The organism is Streptomyces coeruleofuscus (genome assembly GCF_039532725.1).
GTDB classification, from domain to species: Bacteria; Actinomycetota; Actinomycetes; order Streptomycetales; family Streptomycetaceae; genus Streptomyces; species Streptomyces coeruleofuscus.
On record NZ_BAAASE010000006.1, the window covers coordinates 16358 to 31524 of the forward strand.

The following is a 15167-nucleotide window of genomic DNA, read 5'->3' on the forward strand; positions in this document are numbered from 1 at the left end:
CAGGGCGCCGCTTTTCCTGGGTCCGGCAGTACCAGGCTCGCCGGCCCCGGGCCGCCTAGGCTCGGACCCATGGACGGAGAACTGGGAGACTTCCTGCGCTCGCGCCGCGCCCGTATCCAGCCGGAGGAGGTGGGGCTGACCTCGTACGGCCGCCGCCGTGTCCCGGGTCTGCGCCGTGAGGAGGTGGCGCAGCTCGCCGGGGTGAGCGTCGACTACTACATCCGTCTCGAGCAGGGCAGGGGGCCTGGGGGCCCCTCCCGGACGAAGTCCGGGGGAGTCTCGGACGCCGTGCTGGACGCGGTCGCGCGGGTGCTGCGGCTGGACGAGGCGGAGCACGAGTACCTGCGGGCGGTGGCCCGGCCCCGTCGGCGGGCCGAGGGCGGTCCGGCCGCGTCCCGGGAGTCCGCGCCGCGGGAGGCCCCGGCCGCCTCCCGGGTACGTCCGGGTGTCCAGCTGATCCTGGACGGCATGGACCGCAACCCGGCCTACGTCCTGGACCACCGCATGAACGTTCTCGCCTGGAACGCCCTCGGTGACGCCGTGGTCGGCTTCAGTGACAGGTCCCTGGGCGACCTCAACCTGCCCCGCCGCGTCTTCCTCGACCCCGCCGCCCGCGACCTCCACCCGGACTGGCCGGCGATCGCCTCCCAGACGGTCGCCCACCTCCGCCTCAGCGCGGGCCACCACCCGGACGACCCCGCCATGGGCGACCTCGTCGGTGAACTCTCCCGCGCCAGCGCCGACTTCCGCCGCCTGTGGGCCGACCACCTGGTCAAGCCCTGCGACCACGGCGTGAAGCAGGTCCGGCACCCGGTCGCGGGTCTGCTGACCCTCCCGTTCGAGACCCTCAGGATCCCGGCCGCCCCGGACCAGACGATCGTGGCGTACGCGCCGCAGCCCGGCTCGGAGACGGCGGAGCGCCTGGCCCTGCTGGGGAGTTGGACCTCAGCCGTCCCCTGATCCCCCGGAACGTGCCTGAGGCGTCGGCGTAGTCGGCGAAGCCCAGGTCGGCGATGCTCAGGTCGGCGCACACGCCGGGACAGGCCGTCCTGCCGAGGCAGGGGCATGCGGGGGTCCTGCCACCCGCCGCAGCCGGCGCTCTCACGGGCACCGGGAGAAGATGTGCGCGGGGACCGCCGCACCCCCTTGACGGGGGGCGGGACGACGGCGGTCCCCGCGAGAGACGCGGGCCTGGTCAGGCCGGGCTTGCGCGTCTGTGACGTCGGTGGAGGTCCGGGAGCCGCTCCGGAGGTCCTTGACGCCAACGGCGCCGGCCGGGGCGGGGAGCCGCTCCCGCCCTGCCGACACCCACCAATGTGCAGGACTCGTGTTAAGCGGGTGCTGCGCGAACGTGACGCGCTCGTACCACTTCCGCGAAGTCCGCGAAGATCGCGGACGAACGGCAAGTACGCACGGTCAACGGGTGGTTCACCTGCCGTTCGCCGTCACTTCGCGGAGCGGGCGAGGAAGGACAGCAGGTCCTGCCGGCTGACCACACCTGTCGGCTTGCCCTCGACGAGGACGATCGCCGCGTCCGCCTTGCCGAGGACGGCCATCAGGTCGGCGACGGGTTCGCCGGAGCCGACCTGGGGCAGCGGGCCGGACATGTGCTTCTCCAGCGGGTCCTCCAGCGAGGCGCTCTTGCTGAACAGCGCGTCCAGCAGCTCGCGCTCCACGACCGAGCCGACGACCTCGGCCGCCATCACGTCGGGGTGGCCCGCGCCCGGCTTGACGACCGGCATCTGCGAGACGCCGTACTCGCGCAGCACGTCGATGGCCTGGCCGACGGTCTCCTCCGGGTGCATGTGGACGAGGGACGGCATGCGGTCGCCCTCCTTGTCGGCGAGCACGTCACCGACGCGGGCGCTCGGACCCGTGTCCTCCAGGAAGCCGTAGTCGGCCATCCACTCGTCGTTGAAGATCTTGCTGAGGTAGCCGCGGCCGCTGTCCGGCAGCAGGACCACGACGACGTCGTCCGGGCCGAGCCGCTCGGCGACCTCCAGCGCGGCGACGACCGCCATGCCGCAGGAGCCGCCCACCAGCAGGCCCTCCTCCTTGGCCAGGCGGCGGGTCATCTGGAAGGAGTCCTTGTCGGACACGGCGACGATCTCGTCCGCGACGGTGCGGTCGTAGGCGGTGGGCCAGAAGTCCTCACCGACGCCCTCGACGAGGTACGGCCGCCCGGAGCCGCCGGAGTAGACGGACCCCTCGGGGTCGGCGCCGATGACCTTCACCTTGCCGTCGCTGACCTCCTTCAGGTAGCGCCCGGTCCCGGAGATGGTGCCGCCGGTGCCCACGCCCGTCACGAAGTGGGTGATCTTCCCCTCCGTCTGCTCCCACAGCTCGGGGCCGGTGGAGTGGTAGTGGGAGAGGGGGTTGTTCGGGTTGGAGTACTGGTCGGGCTTCCAGGCCCCGGGCGTCTCACGGACCAGCCGGTCGGAGACGTTGTAGTAGGAGTCCGGGTGCTCGGGGTCCACGGCGGTCGGGCAGACGACGACCTCGGCGCCGTACGCGCGCAGCACATTGATCTTGTCGGTGCTCACCTTGTCGGGGCACACGAAGATGCACTTGTACCCCTTCTGCTGCGCCACGATGGCGAGACCCACGCCGGTGTTCCCGCTGGTCGGCTCGACGATCGTGCCGCCCGGCTGGAGCGCGCCGCTCTCCTCGGCCGCCTCGATCATGCGCAGGGCGATGCGGTCCTTCACGGACCCGCCGGGGTTGAAGTACTCCACCTTGGCCAGGACGGTCGCCCTGATGCCCTGGGTCACGCTGTTGAGCCTCACCAGCGGGGTGTTGCCGACGAGACTGATCATCGAGTCGTGGAACTGCACCGTTGTCTCCGGTTGCCGCAGAAATGGTCTTGGTTGGTGCCGCCAGCCTATGGCCTGCCGGTCATCCATGACGGTCGTTCACTCGCTGTTGAGATTGGGCGACGGTCCGTACGGGGCAAGCACTGGGTGTACGGGTTCGAGGAGGTGGCGGCGACGCATGACGAGCATGTCGAGGGCGCGGGTGGCCCGGCGGATCGCGGCGGGTGCCGCGTACGGCGGTGGCGGGATCGGGCTGGCCGGGGCGGCCGCCGTGGGACTGGTGCTGGCGGAGGTGCAGCTGGCGCGGCGCCGGGTGGGCAACGGCATGTCGCCCCATGTGCCGAACGCCGACGGCCGGTACGGCCGTACGTACGACGTCCCCGGTGAAGCGCCGCTGCGGCTGACGATGCTGGGTGACTCCACGGCCGCAGGCCAGGGTGTGCACCGGGCCGGGCAGACCCCGGGAGCGCTGCTGGCCTCGGGCCTCGCGGCGCTGGCGGAACGCCCGGTGGAGCTGCGCACGGTGGCGACACCCGGGGCCCGCTCGGACGACCTGGACCGCCAGGTGGCCCTGGTGCTGGCCGACCCCGATCCCGTCCCCGACATCTGCGTGATCATGGTCGGCGCGAACGACGTCACCCACCGCATGCCCCCGACCCGCTCGGTCCGCCACCTGTCCTCGGCGGTGCGGCGGCTGCGCACGGCCGGTGCCGAGGTCGTGGTCGGCACCTGCCCCGACCTGGGCACGATCGAGCCGGTCCAGCAACCCCTGCGCTGGCTGGCCCGACGGGCCTCGCGCCAGCTGGCGGCCGCCCAGACGATCGGAGCCGTCGAACAGGGCGGCCGCACCGTGTCCCTGGGCGACCTGCTCGGCCCCGAGTTCGCCGCGAACCCGCGCGAGCTGTTCGGCCCGGACAGCTACCACCCCTCCGCCGAGGGCTACGCGACGGCGGCGATGGCGGTCCTGCCGACCGTCTGCGCCTCCCTCGGCCTGTGGCCGGCCGAGGAGGAGCGCCCGGACGCCTCCCGCCGCGAGGGCTTCCTGCCGGTCGCCCGGGCGGCGGCGGAGGCCGCGTCCGAGGCGGGTACGGAGGTCACGGCCGCCATGCCGAGCGGCCCGAGGGGGCCGTGGGCGCTGCTGAAGCGCCGCAGGCGCCGGCGGGTACCCGAGCAGGAACCGGCTCCCGCCGCACCGTCGAGCTGAGGAAAGGAAAGCCCCGGAGCCGGAAAAGCAAGCGCTTAGAAAACTGCGGTCAGGGTCACACCGCCACACCCGTGACCCGGGCCATACGTACGGGTAACTTCCCAGACAGCCCAGCCAGACCACCCGGTACGTCAATGGAGCCGTGATGCCCGAAGCCGTGATCGTCTCAGCCGCCCGCTCCCCCATCGGCCGCGCCGTCAAGGGCTCCCTCAAGGACCTCCGCCCGGACGACCTCACCGCCACGATCGTCCAGGCCGCCCTGGCCAAGGTCCCCGAGCTGGACCCGAAGGACATCGACGACCTGATGCTCGGCTGCGGCCTGCCCGGCGGCGAGCAGGGCCACAACCTCGGCCGCATCGTCGCCGTGCAGATGGGGATGGACCACCTGCCGGGCTGCACCGTCACCCGGTACTGCTCCTCCTCCCTCCAGACCTCCCGCATGGCCCTGCACGCCATCAAGGCCGGCGAGGGCGACGTCTTCATCTCGGCCGGCGTCGAGATGGTCTCCCGCTACGCGTTCGGCAGCTCCGACACCCCGGACACGCACAACCCGCTCTTCGCCGAGGCCGAGGCCCGCACCGCCGCGACCGCCCAGTCCGAGGGCTCCACCTGGCACGACCCGCGCGAGGACGGCCTGCTGCCCGACCCGTACATCGCGATGGGCCAGACCGCCGAGAACCTGGCCCGCGCCAAGGGCGTCACGCGCCAGGACATGGACGAGTTCGGCGTCCGCTCGCAGAACCTCGCCGAAGAGGCCATCAAGAACGGCTTCTGGGAGCGCGAGATCACCCCGGTGACCCTCCCCGACGGCACGGTCGTCTCCAAGGACGACGGCCCCCGCGCCGGCGTCACGCTGGACGGCGTCCAGGGCCTCAAGCCGGTCTTCCGCCCCGACGGCCTGGTCACGGCCGCCAACTGCTGCCCGCTGAACGACGGCGCCGCCGCGCTCGTGATCATGTCCGACACCAAGGCCCGCGAGCTGGGCCTCACCCCGCTCGCCCGCATCGTGTCGACCGGCGTCTCCGGCCTCTCGCCCGAGATCATGGGCCTCGGTCCGGTCGAGGCGAGCAACCAGGCCCTGAAGCGGGCCGGTCTGACCATCGACGACATCGACCTGGTCGAGATCAACGAGGCGTTCGCCGCCCAGGTGATCCCCTCCTACCGCGACCTGGGCATCCCGCTGGAGAAGCTGAACGTCAACGGCGGCGCCATCGCCGTCGGCCACCCCTTCGGCATGACCGGCGCCCGCATCACCACCACGCTCATCAACTCCCTCCAGTTCCACGACAAGCAGTTCGGGCTGGAGACGATGTGCGTCGGCGGCGGCCAGGGCATGGCCATGGTCATCGAGCGCCTCAGCTGAGCACCGCACCGTAGCCGCCATAGCACGCGCTGTGAGGCCCCGTCCCAGAACCCCGGAAACCCCGGGGTTCTGGGCTGTTTTGTGATCCAATCTCCCCCAGGATGTGACCTATCTCCCTCTACGCGGAGAGAAGCCCAGGTCACAGCAGCCCCACCCACGCCCCCGACGCCGAAGCCCTGTCCGTTTCGTGACCTTACGCACTGACAGCTGGTTAGTCCGCCCTTCAAGCTGATGTAGGAAGTCGGGGGTCGACTTTGAACCGGGAGTACGTCAGTGAGCGCCTTGCCGATCGCGTTGCTGGTCACCACGGCCGCCACGGGCGCCGTGGGTGTCGCCGTCCTGCGCACCGTGCTGCAGCTGCGCCGACAGGTCGCGGCCCTGCACACCGCGCTGGCCGAGAACCGCGCCGCCACCACCCGTGCACTGCTGCCCGCCGCCCGCACGCATGCCGACACCGACGAGATACGGGCCGCGGTGGCGGCGGCGCTGGCGGAGGAACGCGAGCGGGAGCTCGCCGAGGCGCGGGCGTTCTGGGCCGCCCAGGAGGCCCGTGACGCCTCCGACGCGCCGCCCCTGCTGGGTCTGCCCGACACCGACCTGTTCCTGCCCCGGCAGGCCGATTTCGCGGGTCTGGAGCCGGTGTCCGAACCCGGCGCGGACACCGAGGAGCCGGCCGCCGAGTCCCCGGAGCTTGCCGCGGCCCGCCGCCGGCACCCCTCCCACCCGGACTTCGTGCCGACGCAGTCGCCGGTGGCGAACGACCACGAGCGCACGGTCGCCACGCTGGAGGAGCTGGCCGCCTCGCGCGTGGAACTGACGGACGTCCGCCCGGGCCCGCTGGGCACCCTCGACGTCTACGTCTTTGCCGACGGCACGACCCTGTGCATGACCCCGGGCCACCGGGAGACGGCGGAGCACCTCGCTGCGGCCCTGCGCGCAGGCGAAACCCCGGTCCTCCTGGGCGGCTCCGGCATCTCGGGTGCGTACACCCTGACCTTCGAGTGCGGCAAGGAGAACGTGTACATCCTGGCCGACAGGGTCATCGCGTCCCTTTAAGGGGCGCGGGAACTGCGCGACCAGCCACGAACCACCGCCACTCGCGAACGGCGCTAAACCCCCGCCCGCTTCTGCGCCTCCTCAACCAACCGCACCGCGTCATCGACGTCGGCACCACTGGGAATCACCACCGCCAGATCATGCGCGGCAACGGTGATCTGATCTGCTGCCGCAAACATCCCCGCATCCGGCATCTCCCGAGGCTCCACGCCCGGCTCCTCCAACTCCTGGGCCCAACGAGCGAGCTGCCGGGCCAGCCCGAGAGCCTCAGCGGCAGCGCCCCGCTGCAACCGACTCTGGGGCGCAGCCCTCAAACGATCGGCGAAGTGATCCACCGCACGGGTCAGAGGCGTCGTATCAACCACGCCGCGAGCGTACGCGTCGCACCGGGACTGTTGCCAACGGGCGAACACTCAGGCACGGTGACCTGAAGGACCGGCTTACATCCCAGCGTCCGGAGGCGCCGATGTCCCAAGTCTTCTCCGAAGAGACCCATCGCAACATGCTCGCCCGCATCCCCCACTGCACCGGTCGTGAGATCTCCGACTGGCTTCGCACCGTCGAAGAAGGCCCGGCACTCTTCCGCTTCGAGGAAAAGGTCAGCTGGCTCCGGCACGAACACGACCTCGCGTACGGCCACGCCAAGGCGATCATCCATGAGTACGACCTGAGGAGGGCCGCGCGCAAACTGCTCTAGGCGCGGACACGTCTCGACGACGGAGCCGCCCGGCAGACGCCGAAGGGCCCCGGCCGGAGCCGGGGCCCTTCGCGCACGACGCGTCGCAGACTAGTCGTTGCTGTTGAGGATCGAGATGAGCCTCAGGAACTCCAGGTAGATCCACACCAGCGTCAGCGTGAGGCCGAAGGCCGCGAGCCACGCCTCCTCACGCGGGGCGCCGTAGGCGACGCCGTCCTCGACCTGCTTGAAGTCCAGGGCGAGGAAGCAGGCGCCGAGGATGATGCCGATGATGCCGAAGACGACACCGAGGGCACCGCTGCGGAAGCCGAGGCCGTCACCGCCGCCGAACACCGCGAACAGCAGGTTCACCATCATCAGCATGATGAAGCCGAGCGCGGCCGCCATCACGAAGCCGTAGAAGCGGCGGTTGACGCGGATCCAGCCGGCCTTGTAGGCGATCAGCACACCGGCGAAGACCGCCATGGTGCCGATCACGGCCTGCATGGCCGCGCCGTCGGCGATGCGGCTGTCGACGATGTTGGACACGACGCCGAGGAAGACACCCTCGAACGCGGCGTACGTCAGGATCAGCGCAGGCGAGGCCTTGCGCTTGAAGGACTGGACGAACGCCAGGACCATGCCGATCAGCGCGGCGCCGATACCGATGCCGTAGCTACGGCTGATGTTGGCGTCGTCGACCGGCAGCAGGGCCCAGGAGAGCGCCGCGGTGAGGATGAGCACACCGAGCGTGCTCGCCGTGCGCAGGACGACGTCGTCGATGGTCATCCGGCCGGTGGTGGCCGGGGCCTGCGGCGGCGCGCCGTGCTGCACGTCCTGCTGGGCGTAAGGGTTCTGCGCGTACGGGTTCTGCGCGTAGGGGTTGCCCGTCGGCTGCGCGTACGGGTTGCCCTGGGTGGCGACAGCGGGACCCCCGGCCTGCGGCGCGGTGTTGAAGCCCGCGTAGCCGTTGTCGCGGCTGAACCCCCGTCGCGAGAAGACCGGGTTTCTGCTCCTCATTTCACTCCTCCATGGCCAACACTGCGTGACCTTGGCTCAAGAGTAATAGGTAGGCAAAGGAATGACCCTAGTGCTTGGGGAGGATCTTTCCCTCGTCGTGCTGCGCAACACGCTACGCGGCTTCGTGATTCCCCTCATCGGAGGGGGTCATTCATCACCAAGCTGCGACACGTCCGGAACCATCCCGTGAGTACCCGCTGACGCCACCCTTACATCACCCGAACGGGAACCCCGTGTACGCCTCCGCCAGATCGGTCTCGGCGGCGCGGGAGGAGGCGATGCGGTCCAGCCGGGCGAGCTGGAGCCGGTCCTCGAAGCCGGTCGCGCCGGGGGCCCGGTGCAGGAGGGTCGTCATGTCGTAGGAGAACCGCTCGGCCTGCCAGATCCGGCGCAGGCAGGTCTCCGAGTAGGCGTCGAGCAGCTCCGGTGAGCCGGTCTCCTGCCGGTGGGCCAGGGCCCGAGCGAACGTCACGACGTCACCGACGGCGAGGTTCAGCCCCTTGGCGCCGGTGGGGGGCACGATGTGGGCCGCGTCGCCGGCGAGGAAGAGGCGGCCGTGGCGCATCGGCTCGTGGACGTAGGAGCGCATGGGCGTGACCGACTTCTGGGTGATCGGGCCGCGCTCCAGGCGCCAGTCGTCGGCGGTCTCGAAGCGGCGCTCCAGCTCGTCCCAGATCGCCTCGTCGCTCCACGCCTCGGCGTCGGTGCCGTCGGGCACCTGGAGGTAGAGGCGGGAGACGGACGGCGAGCGCATGGAGAGGAGCGCGAAGCCGCGGTCGTGGCGGGCGTAGACGAGTTCGTCGTGCGAGGGCGGCACGTCGGCGAGGATGCCGAGCCAGCCGAAGGGGTACGTCCGTTCGAAGACCTGGACCAGTTCGGCCGGGATCGCTTTGCGGGCCACGCCCCAGAAGCCGTCGCAGCCGACGACGTACTCGCACTCCAGGACGTCCTCGCGGCCCTCGTGCCGGAAGCGGACGCGCGGGGCGTCGGTGCCGGCGTCCTCCACGGCCAGCGCCTCCGCCTCGAACAGCAGCGGGCCGCCCTCGTCGAGCTGGAGGGCGATGAGGTCCTTGCAGACCTCGGTCTGGGCGTAGACCATCACGGAGCGTCCGCCGGTGAGGGCGGGGAAGTCGACGCGGTGGCGCCTGCGGTCGAAGCGCAGTTCGATGCCGTCGTGGCGCAGCCCCTCGCGGTCCATCCGCGCCCCGGCGCCGGCCGCGCGCAGCACGTCCGCGGTGCCCTGCTCCAGGATGCCGGCGCGCTGCCGCCGCTCGACGTAGGCGCGGTCGCGGCCCTCCAGGACGACCGAGTCGATGCCGGCGTTGCGGAGCAGCCGGGCGAGGAGGAGGCCGGCGGGGCCGGCTCCGATGATGCCGACGGTGGTGCGCATCGGACGCCCTCTTCTCATCCGTTCGTATAGTGAAATTTTTTTCACCATTATTGGATGTGAGTCTCTGACGGCATGCGACCGCTGTCAACGGGTACGCCGCGAACTTCTCAATGGACCACACAGGGATCGGAAGGTGCCCGGAGCCGGACTCGAACCGGCACGCCCGCGAAAGGGCAGCGAGGTTTAAGCTCGCCGTGTCTGCATTCCACCATCCGGGCAGGCCATGGGCTCCGCATCGAGGTTCCGAGACTATCGGGACGGGTCCCCCGAACAGCGGAAGGGCGGACCGATGTTGTCTTATTTTATTGACGTCTGAGGGTGCATCAGCACATGGAACGCGCCATCCGCACTTGCCAGTAGCCTTGCGTGCGGCTGTCGGCGGCGCATGCGGAATGACGGAATTTCACCGTCTGAACAAGGGCACTCCACCTGTTCTTGACACGAGGTCACTCGGTTCTTGACACGGGGTCACTCGGTTCTTGACACCGGGTCACCCGGTTTCCCGGCGCGTTGAGCACTCGCTCCTCCGACACCGGTTCCCCTCAGGGGCGTTCGTCATCCCCAGGTATGACACCGCCCCTCGCGGTCAGACCGCAGTCGGCCCCCGGAACCGGAACAACGGCTGACTACACGGCGGCGGGGGACCCGGACGATGGAACGAGTCCGTCCCAGAACACCGCCGTCCGACAGGAGTGCCATCCCGTGACCACCGCACCGCTCACCGACCGGGCCACCGCCGTGGCCGCGCGCGCCACGGATCTGTCGAAGATCTACGGACAGGGTGAGACCCAGGTGGTCGCCCTCGACCGGGTGTCCGTCGACTTCCGGCAGGCCGAGTTCACCGCGATCATGGGCCCCTCCGGCTCCGGCAAGTCGACGCTGATGCACTGTGTGGCCGGTCTCGACACCTTCTCCTCCGGGTCGGTGCGCATCGGCGACACCGAGCTCGGCTCCCTGAAGGACAAGCAGCTGACCAAGCTGCGCCGGGACAAGATCGGCTTCATCTTCCAGGCGTTCAACCTGCTGCCGACCCTGACGGCCCTGGAGAACATCACCCTCCCGATGGACATCGCGGGCCGCAAGCCGGACAAGCAGTGGCTGGACTCCGTCATCCGGATGGTGGGTCTGGCGGACCGGCTCGGCCACCGCCCCGCACAGTTGTCGGGCGGTCAGCAGCAGCGCGTCGCCGTGGCGCGGGCGCTGGCTTCCAGGCCCGAGATCACCTTCGGTGACGAGCCCACCGGAAACCTCGACTCGCGTTCCGGCGCCGAGGTGCTGGGCTTCCTGCGCAACTCCGTTCGGGAGCTGGGCCAGACGGTGGTGATGGTGACTCACGACCCGGTGGCCGCGGCCTACGCGGACCGGGTGATCTTCCTCGCCGACGGACGGATCGTCGACGAGATGTACCGGCCGACGGCCGAGTCGGTCCTGGACCGCATGAAGGCGTTCGACGCCAAGGGCCGCACCAGCTGATCCCCCGTCAGGACCGACAGGACTGAGAAGAAGAACCCATGTTCCGTACCGCCTTGCGCAACGTGCTCGCGCACAAGGCCCGGCTCCTGATGACCGTCCTCGCCGTGATGCTCGGCGTGGCCTTCGTGTCGGGGACCCTGGTCTTCACCAACACCATCTCCGACGCCTTCCAGAAGAGTTCGGCCAAGGGCTTCGACCAGGTCGACGTCGCCATGACGGCGGACTACCAGGACGCCGAGGGCGACCGGGTCGGCAAACTCCACGACCTGACCCAGGCCACGCTCGACAAGAGCGAGCGCGTCCCCGGCGCCGCGTCCGCCATCGGGGTCGTGCAGGGCTTCACCGCCATCGCCGACAAGGACGGCAAGCTGATCGGCGAGGGCTTCCAGTCGCAGGGCGGCAACTACTGGGGCACCAAGGACCCCCGCTACCCCCTGGTCAGCGGGCACGCCCCCAAGGGCCGGGGCGAGGTCCTCATCGACTCCGAGACGGCCGAACGCGCCGGCTACAAGGTCGGCGACACCGTACGCATGTCGGTCGACGGGCCGGTCCTGACCCCGAAGATCACCGGCATCTTCACCACCGACGACGGCAACGTCGCGGCCGGCGGCAGCCTCACCCTGTTCGACACGGCGACCGCCCAGAAGCTGTTCGGCAAGGCGGGCGTGTACGACCAGATCGACGTCACGGCGAAGCCGGGCATCACCCAGGCCGCGCTGAAGGCGGAGCTGGACGAGTCACTGCCCGAGGGCACCGTCGCGACCACCACGGGCAAGCAGCTCGCCGACGACCAGGCGGAGACGATCGCCCGGTCGATGAGCGGCATGCAGACGGCCCTGCTGGTCTTCGCCGGTATCGCCCTGTTCGTCGGCACGTTCATCATCGCCAACACCTTCACGATGCTGGTCGCCCAGCGCACCAAGGAGCTGGCGCTGATGCGGGCGGTCGGCGCCTCGCGGCGGCAGGTGACGCGGTCGGTGCTCATCGAGGCGTTCGTGGTCGGCGCGGTCGCCGCAGTGGCCGGGCTGGTCGCGGGCATCGGCATCGGGGCCGGACTGCGCTCCCTGATGGGGACGTTCGACGCGACCGTGCCGGACGGGCCGCTGATCATCAAGCCCGCCACGATCCTCACCGCGCTCGCGGTCGGCATCCTGGTGACCATGCTGGCGGCGTGGCTGCCGGGCCGCCGGGCCGCGAAGATCCCGCCGGTGGCGGCCATGAACAGCGTGCACGCCAAGGCCACGACCAAGTCGCTGGTGCTGCGCAACACGCTGGGCGCCCTGGTCTCCGCCGCGGGCATCGCCGTCATCCTGGTGGCCACGACGATGGACGGCTCGGACGGCCAGGTGCCCATGGGCTTCGGCGCGGCGCTGCTGATCATCGGCGTGTTCATCCTGACCCCGTTGCTGTCCCGCCCGCTGATCGCCGCCGCGGCGCCCGTGCTGCGCGCCTTCGGCATCTCCGGCAAGCTGGCCCGGCAGAACTCGGTGCGCAACCCGCGCCGCACGGCCGCCACCGCCTCGGCGCTGATGATCGGCCTGACCCTGATCACCGGTATGACGGTGATGGCGGGCAGCCTCCAGCAGGCCATCGAGAAGATGGCGTCGTCGTCGATCAAGGCCGACTACGTGGTGTCCATGGCGAACGGCAACCCGCTGTCGCCGGACGTCGAGAAGAAGCTGGAGCGGACCGACGGCGTCACCGCCACCAGCCCGATGCTCAACGCCGTCTCCCGGATCGACGGCCGGACCGAGTACCTGACCGGCGTCAACGGCGCGGCGATCGGCGAGCTGGCCGGCCCGAAGGTCGACACCGGTTCCTTCAAGGTCGGCGGCACCCGGATCGTCGTGGACAGCGAGACCGCCAAGTCCTACGGCTGGAAGGCCGGGTCCGCCTTCACGGTCTCCTTCGAGGACGGCAAGAAGCAGAAGCTGACGGTCGCCGGGACCTACGAGAGCAACGACTTCCTGAGCGGCATCCTGCTCGACCAGGCGACCCTCGCGCCGCACGAGTCGGACCCGTACAACATGAAGGTCATGGTGAAGACCTCCGGCGGCACGTCCGGCGCGACGCAGGACAAGCTGGAGAAGGCCCTCGGCACCAACCCGGCGATCAAGGTCCAGGACAAGCAGGCCATCTCCAACGAGATCGCACAGATGTTCACACTGATGCTGAACATGGTCTACGGCCTGCTCGCCATGGCGGTGATCGTGGCGGTCCTCGGGGTCATCAACACCCTGGCGATGTCGGTCTTCGAACGCTCCCAGGAGATCGGCATGCTCCGGGCAATCGGCCTGGACCGCAAGGGCATCAAGCGCATGGTCCGCCTGGAGTCCCTGGTGATCTCCCTGTTCGGCGGGGTGCTGGGCATCGGCCTGGGCGTGTTCTTCGGCTGGGCGGCCGGTGAACTGCTGGCCACCAGGATGGCGACCTACGAACTCGTCCTGCCCTGGGCCCGGATGGGCATCTTCCTGCTGCTGGCCGCGACGGTGGGCGTCCTCGCCGCGCTGTGGCCGGCCCGGCGTGCGGCCCGGCTGAACATGCTGGAGGCGATCAAGGCGGAGTAGCCGAGACCTCGAAGGGCCCCTCTCCCACGCTGGGAAAGGGGCCCTTCGCCGTTTCGGCTCCAGGCGCGGGCGGAATCCCGACGTTTCCGGTCAGGGGGGCCGGGTGGCGGGTGCGGTAGCGGTCTCGGGTTTCCCTCCCCGGGCCACCACACCGAAAGGCCCCGGTTCCCGCCGGCGGGAACCGGGCCCCCCGCGTTCAGTTCCAGGTACGGGCGCGCAGCGGCATGCCCGATTCCCCCGATTCGGGGGTGCGTACGGCCAGGACCTGGTTGACGCCGATGCGGTTGTGCTCGAAGGCGAGCGCGGAGGCGGCCATGTACAGACGCCAGACGCGGGCGCGGCCGGGGCTGGTGAGCTGGACGGCACGCTGCCATTCGGCCTCCAGGCGGGCGACCCACCGGCGCAGGGTGAGGGCGTAGTGCTCGCGGATCGACTCGACGTCGCGCACCTCGAACCCGGCGCGCTCCAACTGGGCGACGGTGACGCCGATGGGCTGGAGCTCGCCGTCGGGGAAGACGTAGGAGTCGATGAACGCGTCGACGTCGTACGCCGTCTCGTCCCGCTGCGGGCGGCGGGCGATCTGGTGGTTGAGGAGCCGCCCGCCGGGCTTCAGCAGCCCGTGCAGGTCGGTGGCGTAGTCCAGGTACCGTTCGGCGCCGACGTGTTCGGCCATGCCGATGGAGGAGATCGCGTCGTAGGGCCCGTCGCGGACGTCGCGGTAGTCCTGGACGCGGATCTCGACCTTGTCGGTGAGGCCCTCGTCGGCGACGCGCTTGCGGGCGTACGCGGCCTGCTCCTGGGAGAGCGTGATGCCGACGACGCTCACGCCGTGCTCCCGGGCCGCGTGGACGGCCATCGAGCCCCAGCCGCAGCCGACGTCGAGCAGCCGCTGACCGGAGCCCAGGCCGAGCTTGCGGCAGACCAGTTCGAGCTTGTCGTGCTGGGCCTGTTCGAGGGTGCTCTCGGGGCTGGGCCAGTAGGCGCAGGAGTACACCATGGACGGGCCGAGGACGATCTCGTAGAAGTCGTTGCCGACGTCGTAGTGGTGGCTGATGGCGCGTCTGTCGGTGCGCTTGGTGTGCAGGTTGCGGCGCGGCCGGCGGGCCTCCTCGCGGGGCGGGGCGGGCGGCAGCGGGGTTCCGGCGAGCTTGACGAGCCCGCGTACGGCGGCGCGGACCTCGGGGTCGCGCAGGGCCTGGGCGAGGGTGCGGGCGTCCTCGTCGCGCTCCCAGATGTGACCGGCCAGCAGGTCGAGGGTGGTGTAGAGGTCGCCGTCGATGTCGAGATCACCGGCCACCCAGGCCCGCGCCAGGCCGAGTTCGCCCGGCTTCCACAGCAGGCGGCGCAGGGCGCGGCGGTCGCGTACGACCAGGGTCGGCGCGCCCGGCGGGCCCGCCTGCGAACCGTCCCAAGCGCGGATGCGCACGGGTAGCGGTGCTCCCAGCAACTGTGCGAAGAGGCCCTGGAGCCGCGGCGCGGCGTCTGCCATGGTGTACACCTCCGTGACGGGGAATCCCGGAATGTCCGACACCACGTAAACACCTGCGGGGCCTCGCCGCAGTCCCCGGCACGCGTCACGTCTGGGCAAAACCACTATTACGAACG

At 70.4% G+C, this 15167-nt stretch carries 12 protein-coding genes and 1 tRNA gene; 7 read left to right on the forward strand and 6 right to left on the reverse strand.

Going from position 1 to position 15167, the window contains the following annotated elements:
• Positions 1-69 precede the first annotated feature (69 nt).
• Complete coding sequence (locus ABFX81_RS23535) at positions 70-960, forward strand: MmyB family transcriptional regulator (protein WP_086840128.1); 891 nt, start codon at positions 70-72, stop codon at positions 958-960.
• A gap of 485 nt (positions 961-1445) precedes the next feature.
• Here the strand turns inward: ABFX81_RS23535 and ABFX81_RS23540 are convergent, their stop codons facing one another.
• Positions 1446-2834, reverse strand: a complete 1389-nt coding sequence (locus ABFX81_RS23540; protein WP_086840131.1) for a cystathionine beta-synthase — start codon at positions 2832-2834, stop codon at positions 1446-1448.
• 157 nt (positions 2835-2991) lie between these two features.
• On the opposite strand from ABFX81_RS23540, the gene ABFX81_RS23545 reads away from it, so the two are divergent.
• From ABFX81_RS23545 to ABFX81_RS23555, 3 genes are all read left to right on the forward strand, one after another.
• Complete coding sequence (locus ABFX81_RS23545) at positions 2992-4017, forward strand: GDSL-type esterase/lipase family protein (protein WP_086840133.1); 1026 nt, start codon at positions 2992-2994, stop codon at positions 4015-4017.
• Between the two features lie 145 nt (positions 4018-4162).
• Positions 4163-5380: an acetyl-CoA C-acetyltransferase gene (locus ABFX81_RS23550; RefSeq protein WP_086840135.1), complete on the forward strand. Its 1218-nt coding sequence runs from the start codon at positions 4163-4165 to the stop codon at positions 5378-5380.
• Between the two features lie 273 nt (positions 5381-5653).
• On the forward strand, positions 5654-6436 hold the full coding sequence (locus tag ABFX81_RS23555; RefSeq protein WP_086840137.1) for a hypothetical protein: 783 nt from the start codon (positions 5654-5656) through the stop codon (positions 6434-6436).
• Between the two features lie 53 nt (positions 6437-6489).
• On the opposite strand, the gene ABFX81_RS23560 is transcribed toward ABFX81_RS23555, so the two are convergent.
• Positions 6490-6801: a hypothetical protein gene (locus tag ABFX81_RS23560; protein WP_338779695.1), complete on the reverse strand. Its 312-nt coding sequence runs from the start codon at positions 6799-6801 to the stop codon at positions 6490-6492.
• 101 nt (positions 6802-6902) lie between these two features.
• Here ABFX81_RS23560 and ABFX81_RS23565 point away from each other — a divergent pair, with 101 nt between their 5' ends.
• Complete coding sequence (locus ABFX81_RS23565; RefSeq protein WP_086840140.1) at positions 6903-7133, forward strand: DUF4287 domain-containing protein; 231 nt, start codon at positions 6903-6905, stop codon at positions 7131-7133.
• Between the two features lie 90 nt (positions 7134-7223).
• Here ABFX81_RS23565 and ABFX81_RS23570 read toward each other — a convergent pair whose 3' ends face one another.
• The 3 genes from ABFX81_RS23570 to ABFX81_RS23580 form a co-directional block, all read right to left on the reverse strand.
• Positions 7224-8132: a Bax inhibitor-1/YccA family membrane protein gene (locus ABFX81_RS23570; protein ID WP_086840142.1), complete on the reverse strand. Its 909-nt coding sequence runs from the start codon at positions 8130-8132 to the stop codon at positions 7224-7226.
• Between the two features lie 214 nt (positions 8133-8346).
• Positions 8347-9522, reverse strand: a complete 1176-nt coding sequence (locus ABFX81_RS23575) for a 4-hydroxybenzoate 3-monooxygenase (protein ID WP_086840144.1) — start codon at positions 9520-9522, stop codon at positions 8347-8349.
• A gap of 134 nt (positions 9523-9656) precedes the next feature.
• A tRNA-Leu gene (locus tag ABFX81_RS23580) sits at positions 9657-9740 on the reverse strand.
• 484 nt (positions 9741-10224) lie between these two features.
• On the opposite strand from ABFX81_RS23580, the gene ABFX81_RS23585 reads away from it, so the two are divergent.
• Both ABFX81_RS23585 and ABFX81_RS23590 read left to right on the forward strand, forming a co-directional pair.
• A complete protein-coding gene (locus ABFX81_RS23585; RefSeq protein ID WP_086840146.1) occupies positions 10225-10995 on the forward strand; it encodes an ATP-binding cassette domain-containing protein in 771 nt (256 codons plus the stop codon).
• Positions 10996-11033: 38 nt separating this feature from the next.
• Positions 11034-13562: an FtsX-like permease family protein gene (locus ABFX81_RS23590; RefSeq protein ID WP_086840148.1), complete on the forward strand. Its 2529-nt coding sequence runs from the start codon at positions 11034-11036 to the stop codon at positions 13560-13562.
• A 196-nt stretch (positions 13563-13758) separates the two neighbouring features.
• Here ABFX81_RS23590 and ABFX81_RS23595 read toward each other — a convergent pair whose 3' ends face one another.
• Positions 13759-15051: a class I SAM-dependent methyltransferase gene (locus ABFX81_RS23595; protein ID WP_086840169.1), complete on the reverse strand. Its 1293-nt coding sequence runs from the start codon at positions 15049-15051 to the stop codon at positions 13759-13761.
• Positions 15052-15167 lie beyond the last annotated feature (116 nt).

Coding starts and splice junctions, on each gene's coding strand:
- ABFX81_RS23595 (WP_086840169.1), bottom strand. CDS start 15,051: ATGGCAGACGCCGCGCCGCGGCTCCAGGGCCTCTTCGCACAGTTGCTG.
- ABFX81_RS23590 (WP_086840148.1), top strand. CDS start 11,034: ATGTTCCGTACCGCCTTGCGCAACGTGCTCGCGCACAAGGCCCGGCTC.
- ABFX81_RS23565 (WP_086840140.1), top strand. CDS start 6,903: ATGTCCCAAGTCTTCTCCGAAGAGACCCATCGCAACATGCTCGCCCGC.
- ABFX81_RS23535 (WP_086840128.1), top strand. CDS start 70: ATGGACGGAGAACTGGGAGACTTCCTGCGCTCGCGCCGCGCCCGTATC.
- ABFX81_RS23550 (WP_086840135.1), top strand. CDS start 4,163: ATGCCCGAAGCCGTGATCGTCTCAGCCGCCCGCTCCCCCATCGGCCGC.
- ABFX81_RS23570 (WP_086840142.1), bottom strand. CDS start 8,132: ATGAGGAGCAGAAACCCGGTCTTCTCGCGACGGGGGTTCAGCCGCGAC.
- ABFX81_RS23545 (WP_086840133.1), top strand. CDS start 2,992: ATGACGAGCATGTCGAGGGCGCGGGTGGCCCGGCGGATCGCGGCGGGT.
- ABFX81_RS23575 (WP_086840144.1), bottom strand. CDS start 9,522: ATGCGCACCACCGTCGGCATCATCGGAGCCGGCCCCGCCGGCCTCCTC.